Origin of the sequence: Acetobacter sp. AAB5 (assembly GCF_050106715.1) — a bacterium.
Classification (GTDB): domain Bacteria; phylum Pseudomonadota; class Alphaproteobacteria; order Acetobacterales; family Acetobacteraceae; genus Acetobacter; species Acetobacter oryzifermentans.
This window is the reverse complement of sequence record NZ_JBNIEW010000005.1, coordinates 108,550-124,043: the sequence shown is the minus strand read 5'-3', so window position 1 is coordinate 124,043 and position 15,494 is coordinate 108,550. Positions and strand designations below refer to the sequence as shown.

The window sequence follows — 15,494 nt, the reverse complement described above, 5'->3', positions numbered from 1 at the left end:
TGCAACTGACATTCCTTTTGTTCGGGGGATAATTCTGACTTTGCTATTCGCCCGATGGTTGCGCAACAGAATGGTTTATGGCAATGAAACTGAGAAACAATCTCAATTCTAAATCTGATAGGCAAAGATTGAAGCCTCTGGAGGGGCCTTGCGTTGAATTCGAAACGCACATCATTGGAACTCTATCAGACCTATAGGGCCAGCCTTTTGTCTTATGCGGCACGTCTTTCGGGAGACCATACAGTCGCTGAAGATATTGTTCAGGATGTCTGGCTATTGTTTAGCCGCCAGCAAGTGGAGATGATTGCTGCGCCACTGAATTATCTCCGAACAATGGTGCGCAACCTGGTTATTACCAGAATGCGCAGGTTGGGGCGGGAAGGCACCCTTGGTACGGATTTTGAGACTGCAACAGCCGCAATTATAGACGGGCAGGTATCGCCGGAAGAAAATGTGGCTTCCCGCGAAGCAATGAAACGCATTGTGGACGCAATTGCCGCCATGCCCGACCCGCGCCAGCGACAGGCGATCCACATGTATCATTTCGAAGGTATGAAACTGCGGGAAATTGCTGCTCATCTGGGCCTTTCCCTGACACGTGTCCATGGCCTCATTGAAGATGGTATGGTGATTTGCGACCGTGTCCGTAAAGAAGGGCAGTAGTGTCGCGTGAGATATCCAAGCCGATGGAAAAAAAGGTTCTATTACGCATCTGTAAGATATAGAGGGCGTTTTGACTCTGCTTCCATGCGTGAGATCAGAAAAGCTGTTATCATGCGTTCTGGGAGGCTTTGTTCAGCATGACAGAACGAAAAACCCCAGCCCAAGCCGCAGCCAGTTGGTATCTTTTCTTGCGAGAAGATCCAGATGATGAAAATCTGAAGTGTCAGTTTGAAGAATGGCTCGTAAGTAATCCCGCGCATGCACAAGCATGGGCAGATATGAACATAACTGCGTCCGTAATGGCGGCAGTGCCTTCATCTTCTTCCGTGCCTTGTAAACCTGCTTTGCGCAAACATATGCGCTTTTCCGCCCCCAGACAGCTTATGGCGGGGTGTGGGATGGCACTTGCGGCAGCCTTTGCTGCGTTAACCTTTATTACGCCCGATATGCTCATGCGGTTCAGGGCGGATCATTACGCGCCCATCGGCCAGACACGCAATATCCATCTGGCCGATGGAAGCGAGATCATTCTCGCGCCGCGTGCAGCCATTTCGATTACAATGAATACTTCCGAGCGGCGGGTTCATTTGATCCAAGGGGAGGCATTGTTCAAAGTCCATCACGAGTTAGCGCGGCCTTTCCACGTTACAACTGGAGATATCACCGTAACGGATATCGGCACGACTTTTGATATCAGGATGGATAACAACAATACAACGGTTGGCGTAAGGGAAGGGGCTGTGCATGTGACATCACGCCACTCCAAATTGGTAGAGCGGGATCTTTACGCAGGGGACTGGGAACAAATAACTGATGGCACTGCCAGCACAGGTAAAACACCTGTAGCAAGTATTGGAGCCTGGAGCGCAGGCATATTAATTGCCCGTAATGAGACAATTGCAGACTTGATTGATGCTTTGCGTCCATGGACAGCAACCCGGATTATCTTGGCCGATTACAAATTATCGAACAAGCGCGTTACGGGAACATATGATCTCAACCAACCTGAAGCATCATTGCGCCTTATTGTAGATGCTTATGGTGGCAAAGTATCATCACTGATGTCATGGGTTGATATTATCAGCTCTCGCTAGGGTAAAAAATATTTTCAAAAAAACACAACATTATCAAAATGTTACATAATTTTCTTTTAGCTTCACCTTAAAAACTTTTCGAAAGAGGGAAAAATCACGCCGCAGAAATATCTATCTAGTTGAAAGCCAATAATGCGAATGAATCGCATTATAATAACAGGACAGCCGGATAGGATGGAAAATACTGCGACGATGAGAGCCCATATAAACATTCAGCCTCTATTCTCTGCACGAAGAGCTGTAGCATCCAGTATTCCGGGAAAACACTTTTCAAAAAAACCATTTTTGAAAACAGATTATCAGCGCGTCTTGCCTACTTTTACGTCCAAATATACTGCTTTTTCATATGGCAGACGAGCAACCGTAGCGTTTCTGTCTCTCGCTACCTTTACAGCTTTAACCCCGATAGCCTGTGCACAAACTGTGGCTACAAATCCTTCTGTTACCGCAGCTACCGGAACAGGTGTTTCTTCCACTCTGCCCACAACAACATTCAATATTGCAGCTGGTCCTCTTTCAGATGCGCTTGTTGCTTTCAGCACGCAGGCGCATGCTCCCCTTACATCGCAAGCCCCAATGCTTGCGGGCAAAACAACAGGCGGATTGCAAGGGCGTTTCGCACCATCTGAAGCACTTGCACGTCTTTTGCAAGGAACCGGGCTAACGTATTTGCAAAGCGGGGCGCACGCTTACAAAATTGTTCCTGCTTCTACCGCAATCATACTGGGGCCAGTGCGTGTTGCGGGGGAGGTGCGAGATATGGTTCCCGCTACTGCTATAATTGGCAATCTGCCCCCAACTCTCCCCGGGGGTGAAATCGCGCGCGGTGGTCAACTCGGTATGTTGGGCAACCGGGATGTGATGGACACGCCGTTTAATCAGACAAGCTACACCGAAGATTTTATTGAAAAGCGCCAGATAAGAAGTATTCGTGATGCATTAAAGGATGATCCATCTGTTAGAGCAGGCTTTGCAACGGGAACAGCAGGGGTAGAGCGGCTACAGATACGTGGTTTTAATATAGATAATGTCGATATTTCCTACGGCGGTTTGTATGGCATGATGCCTTTTGGGGGCATTACATCCGAATTGGCTGAGCGGGTTGAGGTTCTTCGTGGCCCGGCTGCGTTGCTTAACGGTATGTCACCCGGCGGTGCGATTGGCGGTGTTGTTAATATTGTGCCGAAGCGCGCAAAGGATACGCCTCTTTCCAAAATTGAAGCAGATTATACCTCCAACGCACAGTTTGGTGGCCATGCTGATGTTGGTCGGCGTTTTGGTAAGGAAAAACAGCTTGGTGTTCGTGTTAACGGTATGATCCGTTCTGGCCCAACAGCAATTCCTTATAATGACATGAAAACGGCTCTGGTTGGGGCAGGGGTTGATTTACGCCTGCACCATGTGCGGCTTTCAACAGATTTTGGATATCAATACCGCGATATTGAAGGTGTTTTGCCATTTTTCCAGCTTGCATCAGGCATTCCTGTTCCGGATGCAGGGCGGGCAAAACGCAACTTCAATCTGCCCGGCACTTACATACATGGTCAGGATCTTTTTGGTGTTTTTCGTGGAGAAGTCGATCTTTTCCGAAATTTCACGGCTTATGGCAGCGTTGGTGTGCATGATTACGATTTGAGAGGCGCATATTTTCAGCAGATTGTTGTGAATGATGCTGCCGGTAATTCACGCGGCGCGACCCCGGTAGGGGTTGCACAGCATGGACGTTATCTGACAGCAGAAGTTGGCGTGCGCGGCAAAATTGATAGCGGCCCTATTACGCAGGAAGTGGCTTTTTCTGCAAACCGGCTTCATCTTGATTTTGGGCGCGCATTTGGGGTTAATACGGGGCTTCCCGCGTATAATCTTAATATTTACAATGGAGCAGGTGCGTTTTCATCAGGTAACCAGATATCTGTTCCTAGCAGTGCAGGGCAAACAAGCTACTCAACATTGTCTAGCCTTGCGTTTGTTGACACAATTTCTGCGTTGAATAAGCGTATTCAGGTCACGGCAGGCTTGCGGGTACAGCGCGTTCAAAGTGCCAATACAGGTTCGGATCACGTTGGAACAAAAACCGGCGTTTATGACAGAACGGCAATCAGCCCTTCGGTTCTGGCGGTCTTTAAGCCTCTTAAAAATGTCTCAATTTATGGCAACTGGATTCAGGGCCTTCAGCAGGGCACAACTGTTGCCTCAAATTATGCCAATTCGGGAGAAATTTTTGCACCCTATAAATCAACCCAGTACGAAGTTGGCGTTAAAGCAGATTTAAAAAAGTTTCTTCTAACATTTGATGTTTTTCAGATATCTCAACCAAGTACGGTTACAGATATCAACACCAATACAATGTCGGTTAATGGTAACCAGTGCAATCGTGGGCTGGAACTGAATATTGCCGGAGAAATCACACATGGGTTGCGTGCCACAGGTGGGGTGATGCTTCTAGACCCCATTCTTACACATACTCAAGGTGGCACCAATAACGGCCAACGCGCCGCCAACGCATCGCCTGTCAATTTTAATATGGGGCTGGATTACGATCTTCCGTTTGTAAAGGGTCTTTCAGCTACAGCCGATATTATGTACACGCATTCGGAATATATCGAAAATGGAGCGAACCGCAGAAGCATACCGGGCTGGGTAAGGCTGGATATGGGTGCGCGTTATGCAATGAAAAACCCCGCATCAAAAGACGGAAAACTTTCCTTCCTTCTTAATGTGGATAACGTAACAAATGCGCGTTATTGGAATTCTGGCGGGTATAACTACCTTTCTCTGAGCACACCAAGAACATTCCGCTTTGCCGTGATGGCTGATTTCTGATGTTCAGGTCTCGGCTTGACGTGGCGGCACGGGTTCTTCTTGCGGTTGGAGGAGGGTATTTTGCTTCATCCTCGGCGATGGCAATTTTTTGCCTCCTCCTCGTGAGTTCAGGTGTTCCGCGGGTGGATGCTGTTACATTAGGGATCATGCTGGTTTTTGTGTTGTACCTCTGCCTTGGGCTGTGGGTTTTTGCGGCAACGGCATTGTGGCGGCCAATTGCGGTGTTTTCTGTGCTTATCGCGGCCAGTTATGGGCTGACTTCCTTCATCGGGCATGGAGGATAAGTGATGAAGCAAGATTTCCGTCGTTCCATGGGGTGGCTACACACTTGGGCAGGCGTAGTGCTGGGGAGTATTCTTTTCGCAATCTTCTGGATGGGAACACTGTCGGTTTTTGATAGTGAGATTGATCTCTGGATGAAGCCGACGACACGTCTGGCTCCGGCTACCAGCACATTGCCACTTGAGAGTTTTCGTCCATCCCTCAATAAAGCAATTTCCGCAAAAGCTGCGTTTTGGAACGTGACTCTGCCGAATGACCGAGATGCAGTTATTCATACACATTATGGCACCAGACAAAAAACTATCAGTGCTGACATTGATCCAATAACAGGCCATGAACTGCCGGATGCAGGAACGTTAGGTGCAACCGAATTTATTTTTCCATTCCACTATACACTTAATCTTGGCCTCATGAACGTGGGGGAATGGGTGGTAGGGGTGGCCACTATGGCCATGCTTGCCCTATGCGTTACCGGCGTAATTATCCATCGCAAGATATTTGTAGATTTTTTTACGTTCCGGCCGCGTGCCAAACCACGGCGTATGTTGCTGGATCTTCACAATGTTTCGGGCGTGCTCGGGCTGCCCTTTCATATCATTCTGGCATTTTCCGGATTGGTTATTTTAGGTGGAACCTATTTTCCAACTGCAGTGAATGCAGTTTACCCAAATGCGCGTGCTTACTTTTTTGATTCAAATGGTCTTTCATTTCTATCTGTAAAACACGGAAAACCTGGTGCACCAGTTGCTTCACTAGATGAAGCAGCTAAGCATACCCGCGCGCTATGGGGCGAAGAGCAGCCTCATCTGGTTGTTGTCACAAACCCCGGTATGACGACGAGCCGTATTGCTTTTTTTCGGGGCAATGAAAATCAGGTGGTTATTGATAGAGATGTCATAGCGTTTGAAGGCTCAACCGGTAAATTTCTTTCCCGAGCACCACGCTTAAATCCTGTTATGCGGGTGCAGCGCTTTCTGAGTGGTGTGCATCTTATTGAGTTTCGTCATTGGGTGTTACGGTGGATTTACTTCCTGCTTGGGTTGGGGAGTTGCGTGCTGATTGGAACCGGTTTTCTGTTCTGGTTGGAGGCAAGGCGAAAGCGGCAAGGTGAGCAGGTTGGTTTCCGTTTAGTAGAAGGCATAGCGGCGGGGTCTATCACCGGGATTATCCTTGCAACGTTGGCATTTTTTGTTGCCAATCGCTTGTTGCCATTGGGTACACATGTTTTCGGGTTAGAGCGTGCATCGCTTGAAGTTTGTGTTTTCTATAGCGTCTGGCTGGGGGCATGTATTCATGGCTTGGTCTGGCCGCAGCGTGTGTGGATCATACAGTGTGCTGCTATCGGTTTTCTGGCGCTTTCAGCCGCTATATTAAATTGGATCACAACAGGTGATCACTTGTTACGCACATTGTCTCATTCATACCTATGGCCTGTGGGTGGGATGGATGCAGTGCTACTGGCTGGCGCCACGCTGGCTTTGCTGATGGCAGTTATTCTATCTCGGCAGTTACGAAAAAAAACGCTCTTAACACGCACCCCTGTGGTGGAGACGGTTTGATGGCGGCGTTTCTGTTTTCTTTTGCTCTCGAACTCGTGCTGTTCGTGGCTTTTGCTCTGCTGGCGCTCACGCAATTCCAACATCGCCGTGCAACTGGTGTGCCAGAACTACGCTCTCATCGTCGTAAGGCACAAATTCGGGGCGGCGCAGGGGTTCTTCTGGTTCTTACACTGGTCATTGCAGTTAGAAACGAAGGCGGTGGATTTGGCTTTCTGCTGTGGGTTGGCTTGGTATCGTTTGCAGCTTGTAATGTTGCATTTGTCTTGGGTTGGTGGCCCGGTATTTTAAGGCCATTGGCGAAATTATTGTCGAACCCACATTCTCTTTTCGAGAGAACAGAAAACCAGATTTCAAAATAATTAAGAGCGCGCTTCTTTTTTATTTCGTCCATGTCTAGGTATAATAAACTCTGCACCAGAGCAGAATACCTTCTGGCTCATGCATATGGTGGTTTCCTAACAGAGGCTCTTTTCGTATGGAGCGCCATAGGCATGGGAATATTTACGCCAATCATACCCGCTCTGACATGCATGTACAAAGGTTCGGGTTAAGTCTCTACCTCATATAAAAGTTGCTATGTCGTTGCTCATAGGAATGGCTTTTACCTTTGGGGTGAGTTTTGCCACCAGCAATCAGCCCAACAGCTACCGGAATGCGCCCATAAATAACTATTTTATTTAGTAATTTATATTAAAATATCATACGAATCGTATTGACTAAAAAAATACAATGTGTCGGTTATATTGTTGGTTAATATAACAACTAAACAAAATAGTTATTTTGGAGCCATTTATGAGTGCATTCAGAAATCAGGCCTTGGTGTCTGCGGCAGATAGATCATCGTTTGATCTTCTTACACGCCGTTTTCTGTTTTGTTCTGCCGTGCTTATTTTGGCTTCATGCTGGTTGGAAAAAACGGCATCTGCACGTACAAATGCAGAAACTCAGAATGTAACAGGCGGTAAACATCGCACGCCACATGCAGCTAAGCAGCAAGGCGCGGTGCATGCCCGTAAACCTGCCGCAGTTAGCGCTATAGAATCTGTGCATTCAGAAGCAGTGAGTGTGCATGGTGCTATCAGTACAAGTCGAAAACAAATTTTGAAACGGCAGAACGATCCTGTATCTGTTACAACAGTTACAGAAAAAGACTTGCAAACACACCAGATTACCAATCTGCCGCAGGCTACAAGCCTTTTGCCATCTGTTTCATTGCAAGTGTCTAATCCACGTAATACCGCCATAAATATTCGTGGATTAGGTAATTTCAGCTCTACCGCACAAGATGGACTGGAAAATGGTGCTGCAGTGTATATTGATGGGGTCTATCAAACACGCCCCGGTGCAGTGCTGGGGGATATTAGTGATCTAGCAGGAATAGAAGTGCTTAAAGGGCCACAGGCTACGCGCGGTGGCATAGATAATGATAGCGGAACCATAAATATAACAACATTGGCGCCATCTTTTAAACGACAATACACAGTAACGGGTGATTATGGCAGCTACAATACAGCTAATGTTCGTGTGCGTGCCACTGGTGCAGTAGGAAATAGTGATAAGGTTGCTTATAGCCTGTCAGGTTTTTCCATGAACCGTGATGGATATGTTAAAAACGTTACAACCAACAAGTATTACCAAGACTATCATACTTTGGGTGCAAAAGCTCAACTGTTGGCCAAACCTACAGAAGGGCTTACAATTCGCCTTATTGGTGATTACACGCATCTGCGGGAAAGTTGCTGCATCACCCCCATGACAACTACTTTAAGCAACTATTCTAATGGAGAGGCTATTTCTGGAAATTACTGGGATCGCGCAGCATATGCTGGGGCTGAGCCCGTGCCCAAACATGGTGTGCGGGATATGTTGGTTAGCGGCCCTGCAAGTGGCAGCCAGGCCGTAGATCAGGAAACATATGGTGTTTCCTTGAATGTTGGTTACCAACTTCCTAATCAGTGGAAGCTTGAAAATATAGCTTCATGGCGTAACTGGTTTTGGTATCCACATAATGCTCTTTCTGATGGTGCGGGAAATACGCCAGGCTTACAGCTTTGGTCTGCAGACAATAATCAGGTTTATGAGCAGAATGCTACGGAAGAACTGCGCATTTCTTCTCCGGAAAACCGTCGTTACCAAGTAACTGGCGGCGTGTTTTATATGTATGAGGAGGTGCCAGATTACATCCACAATACGATAACAGCGCAGGGGGCCAAATACCTTGGTTACGGCTATAGCCCGGAAATTTATAACGCCGCCTTAAACGGGGCAAGCCAACTTGCACATGATAACCCTGTTACAAACGAGGTTGCGGGATATGTGCGTGGAAAATACAAAATCACTTCCAAACTGGAAGTAGAAGGGGGCTTTAGATACTCCTTTGTAAGTAAATCAGGCGGATATTCATCTCGCATTGTTAATTCTGCCATTCCGGCTATGGCGGCTGATGTGTTTGGTGCGCCTGTGTCTTATCATGCTACGCATCGTGAACATGAGCCGAGTGGGAGCTTGAGTGTCGTTTATCGTTTAAATGAAAACCACATGCTTTATGCCACGTATAGTCGTGGTGTACGTAATGGCGGCATTAATCTGGTAAACTTGGATATTACAGAAGGCGCAAACCCAGACGTTAAACCAGAAATAAATGATATGTTTGAGTTTGGGCTAAAAAACACATTTTTGCACAAGCGCCTTTTTGTAAATGCAACAGCATTTTGGAATAATGTGCATAATTATATTACAAGTGCATCTTACTATACATCTGGTGGCACAACTATTTCTTATCTAACAAATGCCAAGCACGTTATATCTCGTGGTTTTGAGTTGGATGCACGCGGTGTGATTATTCCTGGCTTGGAAGGAAGAATTTCAGCTTCCTATACAGATGCCTTCTATGCTTCTTTTAATAATGCAACACATCCCTTGGAATCATCCAACATTGGTGGATTGTACAGCCTGACAGGCAACCAAGTTCCGTTAAATTCCAAATGGAATCTGTCAACAGGTTTGGAATATACTGTACCAATCAAGAATATTGGTGGTACAAAGAACCCATTCTGGAGCAAGTTACTGTTTTATGTTGGGGCAGATTATAGATATCGGTCACAATATTATGCAGAACCTTCTGAATCTCGATACACACGTATCAAGCCATACGGCATATTGGATGCTCATGTTGGCATTCGTCCAGAATCCGGCAAATGGGATTTGAGTTTCTGGGGGCATAATATGCTGGATAAGCGGTATTTTGTAACCATGACCTCTCTATCCGCCGGAGCTGTTTTTTATGGTCAGCTCGGTGATCCAGCCATGTTTGGCGGGGAATTCACTTACAGGATGTAATATTTAAAGATACGGGTTTGCGGCATGTAAGCCCGTATTTTCCTTATGTTTTAGAACTGATGTGCCGATGCACGACCAAATATCACTAATTAAAATAGTTTAATATCATAAAAAGTGTAAAAAATAATCGTGATTCAACAATAATACAGTTTGACTAAGTTTATTATGACGCATAACCTCGAAAATAACAACGCGTGAAAATGGTGGAATTTACGTCATGCAGGAGGCTCCCGTGTCACTTTCTTCTCATCATCTGGATATCAGCCGTATTTCTTCTCCTATTCTTCATGGAACAAAGCCGGGTATCGACGTTGGGCAGATGAGCGTAACGCCGCTTTCGCCAGCCATTGGTGCCATTGTATCTGGTGTAAACCTTGCTCAGCCGCTTACGTCTGAAGTGGAAAACAGATTGCGGGAACTGCTGCTAAGGCATCAGGTTCTGTTCTTCAGAAACCAGAGCATAACACCGCGTGAGCAACGTGATTTTGCCCAACATTTTGGCCCGCTACATCTCCATCCTATTTATCCGACCGTTGCGGAAGCGCCTGAGATTATTGTTTTGGACACAGAGCAAAATGATCTTAAGGATAATGCGCTGTGGCATACGGATGTAACATTTAGCCAGACACCACCTCTGGGTGCTGTATTGGCAGCACGTCATCTTCCACCTTCTGGGGGAGACACATTGTGGGCGAGTGCAACTGCTGCGTATGATGCTCTTTCAGACGGAATGAAGCAGCGGCTGGAACATCTGACAGCCTTGCATGACTTTACACATTCCTTTCCACTTTCTCGTTTTGGACGGACAGAAGCGGAGAAAGAAAAATGGTTGCGCACGCGTGAGAAGCTGCCCCCGGTAGAACACCCTGTTATCCGTATTCATCCGGAAACCAATAAGCGGGCCATTTTTGTAAATGAAGGTTTCACTACGGAAGTGTGCGGTCTGGAAATAGAAGAAAGCGCCGCTTTACTGCGTTTTCTATTCCAGCACCTCAGTAAGCCGGAGTTTAGCGTGCGTTGGACATGGCAGGAAGGGGATGTTGCTTTTTGGGATAATCGCGCCACACAGCATTATGCTGTGGATGATTATCGTCCGCATCGCCGTATCATGCATCGCGCGACAATTTTGGGTGATCGTCCATTTGGCCCTGACATTACGCAACAGCAAAAACACTAATAAAAAAGGTTAGAGCGCTGTGGCTTGGTATATGAAGAAATCTACACACAAGCAGAAATATTTAGCACTGCATGTTGCGGGCATAATGGTGTTTTGCGCAAATGTTGTAACAGCACCATATGCACTTTCTGCAGAACCTTTGTTGCCACAGCGGGGTGTGAGTGTGGGTGATGGAGGTGTTTCCAGTTTTTATGTATGGCAAGGCCCACTAAATGCCGCGCCAGGTACCATCCTACGCACAGAGCCAATGGAAGAAGATAATCGTTTCCCTGATGCAAAAAACCACTACCGTATTCTGTATATTTCAACGGATAGCATAACGCATCATAAAGTTGCTGTTTCTGGCCAAGTTTGGCTGCCAAAAGGAAAACCACCCCAGCAGGGTTGGCCACTTTTGCTTTGGGCCCATGGTACTGTTGGTTTGGCGGACCACTGCGCAACATCATGGGGCACAACGGGCAAGAATTTTCCGGGTTATATTGCCACGTGGTTGCAGAATGGTTTTGCTGTGGCATCCAGTGATTATGCAGGTTTGGGCACTCCGGGGTTCCATTACTATCTTGTCCATACAACGGAAGCCTACAATACGTTAGATATAGCGCGTGCTGTTGTTGGAAAAAACTATCAGATCGACAACAAGATTATTATAGATGGTCAATCTCAAGGAGGAGGGGCTGCATTTTCTGCCGGGGCAGAAGCCGTAATATATGCGCCCGAGTTGCAAGTAAAAGGTACTATTGCAACAGGGCTTCCATATTTTTCGCCCCATGTGCCTTTGGGTAACTCCACGTCTCAGCCTAATACCGTAGATCCTAATATTGCATATATCTTCTATGTGGCGCGTACAGCGCAACAATTGGACCCTAGCCTGAAGGCGGAAAGTCTTTTTACGCCGCATGCACTCTCAATTTATGCACAAGCAACCAATAGTTGCGTGGATGACCTGATAGCCAAGGTTTCTGCGGCAAGCTTAACAGATGCCAATACTCTGCTTCCCGGTGCAACCCAGCGTGTTCTTGGGGTTATGATGCCGTATTATATTTACTCACATCTTAAATTATCAGCTCCACTATTTGTAGGCACTGGCTTGAAGGATCAAGATGTTAATCCGGTGGCACAGCAAGCTTTAGTACATGATAGCTGTGCGGCTGGTACTGTGGTGGAAAACCACATTTACCCAAATAAAGCACATATTGAAGCGTGGTTAGCCTCTAGCTCAGATGCCATGCACTTTGCCAATCACCTTCTGAAAGGTGAAAAAATTACATCCTCATGTTCCTCACATTCTACTCAAATAAAAATAAACCCTTCGTAAAAGACAAGAAATAAGATCAGGATACGTAAAATGCTACGCAAAGGTCTAGGGTATTTTTCACGCTACTTTTCTCTCATACTCTTGGTGGCCATATGGCAAGGTGTCTGTTCGGCAGGGCTTATTTCTTCTCATGTTCTGGCTTCGCCCCTTGCTGTCGTGCGTACAGCGGAAACGCTTGTAAGGGATGGAACTTTACCTAAAAACCTCGTGGTTTCTTTAGTGCGAGCAGCCAGTGGTCTTTCCTTGGCTGTTATCATAGGTGTTGTTCTTGCTCTGGTTTCTGGCCTGTCCCGTATGGGGGAAGAGGTTGTTGATGGGCCTATGCAGATTTTTCGCACTTTGCCAGCCCTAGCACTTGTACCTTTGTTTATCCTCTGGTTTGGTATTGGAGAAACTCCCAAGATTCTTCTCGTGGCGTTTGGGGCTGCTTTTCCAATTTATCTTAATTTGCATAAAGGCATTCGCGGTGTGGATGTACGCCTACTGGAAATGGGTAAAACGCTTGGTCTTTCCCATTCAAAAGTGGTGCGTGACATTATTCTGCCAAGTGCGCTGCCAGATTTTATAGTGGGATTGCGGTTTGCTGTTGGCATTTCATGGTTGATGTTGGTGGTGGCAGAGCAAGTCAATGCTGAAAGCGGGATTGGCCATATGATGATGGACGCAGAGGATTTTTTAAGAACAGACGTTATTCTTGTCGGGCTGGCAGTATATGGTTTTCTGGGGCTGATGTCTGATCAGATTGTTCGTTATATAGAAAGATTTTTTCTGATCTGGTCTCTAGATAAGAATAGAGAAGTATCATGAACATTATGGCACCGGCGCAAACGCTTTCTACAAAAAATATGGCACCTGTGGTGCAGGTACGTGGTTTAAGCCGAAGATACGGGAAAGGTCCGGTTATTCTAGATCATCTTGATTTGGAAATAAGGGCAGGAGAGTTTATCGCACTTCTTGGCCGCAGTGGATCGGGTAAATCTACTTTATTGCGCACATTGGCTGGGTTGGACGCGGTAACAGAAGGTACAGTCACGCGTCCAAAAGAAGTTGCTGTTGTTTTTCAGGAAAGTCGTTTGCTGCCCTGGAAACGTGTTTGGCAAAATGTTTTGTTGGGTGTGGGCAAAAATGCTGTTTGTGAGGAAGATGCCCATCAAGTGCTGCAAGAAGTAGGGCTTTCTCATCGTGCAGCGGCATGGCCACTTACTCTTTCCGGGGGCGAGGCGCAGCGAGCTGCTCTTGCGCGGGCATTGGTCCGTAATCCAAGTTTTCTTATGCTGGATGAGCCTTTTGCCGCATTGGATGCTTTAACGCGCATACGTATGCAGCAACTGGTGGCCCGCTTGTGGGCAAAGCATAAAAGTGCGGTGTTATTAGTAACGCATGATGTGGATGAAGCCTTAATGTTGGCAGATCGCGTTGTGGTGTTGGAATCTGGTCGTATCCACACGGAAATATCCGTTCCACTGGAACGCCCCAGGCGGCATGCAAACCCTGTATTTGAAGATCTTAGGCGCATTTTATTATCCGCTTTGGGCGTAACACCAGACTGATCAAGGTAAAACAAGTAGTCATTTACAAAAATATTACAAAAGGAACAAACAATGCTTTCACGACGTAAGTTTGGAAAAAACGCTTTATTTCAGTTGGCAGCAATATCGCTTGCTTCCACACTTGGCAGCAGAGCTTTTGCGCAGCAGCAAACTGTGCGTATTGGTTATCAGAAATACGGCACTCTTGCCTTACTCAAAGATCAAAAATTTTTAGAAAAAGCACTAGAACCAAAAGGTATTTCTGTGCAGTGGGCCTTATTTCCTGCCGGGCCTCCTCTTTTACAGGCTCTTATTGCAGGTGCCTTGGATTTTGGGAGCGCGGGCGATCTCCCACCTATTTTTGCTCAGGCCAGTTCTCCGGGGTCTATGGTATATGTCGGGCATGAAACACCCGCAGGAGCAAGTGAAGCAATTATTGTGCCTCAGGATAGCTCAATCACCACTATAAAGGATCTAAAAGGTAAAAGCATTGCGGTTACGCGTGGTTCAGATGCCCATTGGCTTTTATTGGCTGCACTTAAAAACAATGGTTTGAGCTTAAATGATGTGAAAGTTTCGTACTTATTGCCTGCTGCTGCACGCCCTGCGTTTGAAGGTGGTAAAGTGGATGCATGGGCAATATGGGATCCATATCTCTCTGGCATCAGCAGTCCGGTACGCGTGTTGGCGACAGGGGATGATGTTCAGGGCGGAACGGAATTCTATCTTGCAGGAAAGGAATTTTATCAAAAAAATCCAGAGCTTTTGCATACCATTACAGATGCCATAGCGCAATGTGACATATGGATGGAATCTCATAAAGCAGAAGTTGCCGCTATTCTGGCACGTAGCACGGGGCTGGAATTGGATGTGGTAACGCGTTCCATTTCCAAAATACATTATGGATATCACCCAATGACACGCCCAGTGATAGCAAGCCAGCAGCATATTGCTGATACCTTTGCAGCAGCAGGTCTGTTACCATCTGTTCCGAATGTGCAGGATGCTGCTCCTGAAATCTGATGGGCAAAATAAGAGCTACTTGCGTTTTCTGTTGTGTTTTTAACAGCGGGCCAGCGGTGAGCATTATAGGGAAGGGGGCACATATTGCCCCCCAAAACACTTTGCGCTATAGTTGAGAAATGTTCTTAACTCGTGATGGGCGAGGCAAGGTAGGACGAGCCGAAGGAAACGACGTTGGAGTCCGACCCTCTATCGCACAGGCTGTATGCGACACACAGAAATACGCTGGTATCATATGCGCGCCGCTTGTGTGGCGATAAAGGGATAGCCGAAGATCTGGTGCATGATGCATGGCTTCTGTTCCACCGGCAGAATAATGCAGAAATATTGGCGCCCCTAAGCTACCTTAAAACAATTATCCGTAATTTGCTGTTTGATCGGCGGAGGCGGAGCACGTTTGAAAGCACGACAGATGCGCCGTTTGAACAGGCGATAGGCAATGTCGAGGTCACTTCAGCGTCTCCCGAACGGGATGTTGCTGCGCGTCAGATCATGAGCCGCGTAATGGATGCCATTGACGCCATGCCGGAAAGGCAACGTAAAGCAATCAGGATGTATCATTTTGACGGCATGAAACTTAGGGAAATAGCCCAAGAACTCGATATTTCTGTTGCTCTTGTGCATAAACTCATTGCCGATGGCGTAAAAATCTGCATGCAAATACGTAAGGAAGAACTGTAGAGTTGTGTT

Annotated in this window: 13 protein-coding genes; all 13 read left to right on the top strand. The window is 46.7% G+C overall.

The window, feature by feature from the left end:
* Positions 1 to 153 precede the first annotated feature (153 nt).
* Positions 154 to 663 carry an RNA polymerase sigma factor gene (locus tag ACP7IZ_RS07215; protein ID WP_426848491.1) on the top strand — a complete coding sequence of 170 codons (510 nt, stop codon included), beginning with the start codon at positions 154 to 156 and terminating at the stop codon, positions 661 to 663.
* Positions 664 to 800: 137 nt separating this feature from the next.
* Entirely contained in the window at positions 801 to 1,757 is a 957-nt protein-coding gene (locus ACP7IZ_RS07210) for a FecR family protein (protein ID WP_426848490.1), read from the top strand.
* A 423-nt stretch (positions 1,758 to 2,180) separates the two neighbouring features.
* Positions 2,181 to 4,580: a TonB-dependent siderophore receptor gene (locus ACP7IZ_RS07205; RefSeq protein ID WP_426848489.1), complete on the top strand. Its 2,400-nt coding sequence runs from the start codon at positions 2,181 to 2,183 to the stop codon at positions 4,578 to 4,580.
* Between the two features lie 101 nt (positions 4,581 to 4,681).
* Entirely contained in the window at positions 4,682 to 4,864 is a 183-nt protein-coding gene (locus tag ACP7IZ_RS07200; protein ID WP_426848488.1) for a hypothetical protein, read from the top strand.
* A gap of 3 nt (positions 4,865 to 4,867) precedes the next feature.
* Positions 4,868 to 6,421, top strand: coding sequence for a PepSY-associated TM helix domain-containing protein (locus tag ACP7IZ_RS07195; RefSeq protein ID WP_426848487.1), 1,554 nt, complete (start codon positions 4,868 to 4,870; stop codon positions 6,419 to 6,421).
* Positions 6,421 to 6,780: a DUF3325 domain-containing protein gene (locus tag ACP7IZ_RS07190; RefSeq protein WP_426848486.1), complete on the top strand. Its 360-nt coding sequence runs from the start codon at positions 6,421 to 6,423 to the stop codon at positions 6,778 to 6,780. The genes ACP7IZ_RS07195 and ACP7IZ_RS07190 overlap by 1 nt, the downstream gene beginning before the upstream one ends.
* Positions 6,781 to 7,213: 433 nt before the next feature.
* Positions 7,214 to 9,760 carry a TonB-dependent receptor gene (locus tag ACP7IZ_RS07185; protein ID WP_426848485.1) on the top strand — a complete coding sequence of 849 codons (2,547 nt, stop codon included), beginning with the start codon at positions 7,214 to 7,216 and terminating at the stop codon, positions 9,758 to 9,760.
* Between the two features lie 232 nt (positions 9,761 to 9,992).
* Positions 9,993 to 10,937, top strand: coding sequence for a taurine dioxygenase (tauD, locus tag ACP7IZ_RS07180; protein ID WP_426848484.1), 945 nt, complete (start codon positions 9,993 to 9,995; stop codon positions 10,935 to 10,937).
* A gap of 19 nt (positions 10,938 to 10,956) precedes the next feature.
* Positions 10,957 to 12,252, top strand: a complete 1,296-nt coding sequence (locus ACP7IZ_RS07175; protein WP_426848483.1) for a lipase family protein — start codon at positions 10,957 to 10,959, stop codon at positions 12,250 to 12,252.
* Positions 12,253 to 12,282: 30 nt separating this feature from the next.
* On the top strand, positions 12,283 to 13,059 hold the full coding sequence (locus tag ACP7IZ_RS07170; protein WP_426848482.1) for an ABC transporter permease: 777 nt from the start codon (positions 12,283 to 12,285) through the stop codon (positions 13,057 to 13,059).
* Positions 13,056 to 13,802, top strand: coding sequence for an ABC transporter ATP-binding protein (locus tag ACP7IZ_RS07165; protein WP_426848481.1), 747 nt, complete (start codon positions 13,056 to 13,058; stop codon positions 13,800 to 13,802). The genes ACP7IZ_RS07170 and ACP7IZ_RS07165 overlap by 4 nt, the downstream gene beginning before the upstream one ends.
* A gap of 51 nt (positions 13,803 to 13,853) precedes the next feature.
* Entirely contained in the window at positions 13,854 to 14,804 is a 951-nt protein-coding gene (locus ACP7IZ_RS07160; protein ID WP_426848480.1) for an aliphatic sulfonate ABC transporter substrate-binding protein, read from the top strand.
* 174 nt (positions 14,805 to 14,978) lie between these two features.
* Positions 14,979 to 15,485 (top strand): RNA polymerase sigma factor, encoded by a 507-nt coding sequence (locus ACP7IZ_RS07155; RefSeq protein ID WP_426848479.1) that lies wholly within the window; start codon positions 14,979 to 14,981, stop codon positions 15,483 to 15,485.
* Positions 15,486 to 15,494 lie beyond the last annotated feature (9 nt).

Excerpts from the sequence above, each read along its gene's own strand:
- ACP7IZ_RS07195 (WP_426848487.1), top strand. The coding sequence starts at position 4,868 with ATGAAGCAAGATTTCCGTCGTTCCATGGGGTGGCTACACACTTGGGCA.
- ACP7IZ_RS07190 (WP_426848486.1), top strand. The coding sequence starts at position 6,421 with ATGGCGGCGTTTCTGTTTTCTTTTGCTCTCGAACTCGTGCTGTTCGTG.
- ACP7IZ_RS07185 (WP_426848485.1), top strand. The coding sequence starts at position 7,214 with ATGAGTGCATTCAGAAATCAGGCCTTGGTGTCTGCGGCAGATAGATCA.
- ACP7IZ_RS07165 (WP_426848481.1), top strand. The coding sequence starts at position 13,056 with ATGAACATTATGGCACCGGCGCAAACGCTTTCTACAAAAAATATGGCA.
- ACP7IZ_RS07210 (WP_426848490.1), top strand. The coding sequence starts at position 801 with ATGACAGAACGAAAAACCCCAGCCCAAGCCGCAGCCAGTTGGTATCTT.
- ACP7IZ_RS07160 (WP_426848480.1), top strand. The coding sequence starts at position 13,854 with ATGCTTTCACGACGTAAGTTTGGAAAAAACGCTTTATTTCAGTTGGCA.
- ACP7IZ_RS07170 (WP_426848482.1), top strand. The coding sequence starts at position 12,283 with ATGCTACGCAAAGGTCTAGGGTATTTTTCACGCTACTTTTCTCTCATA.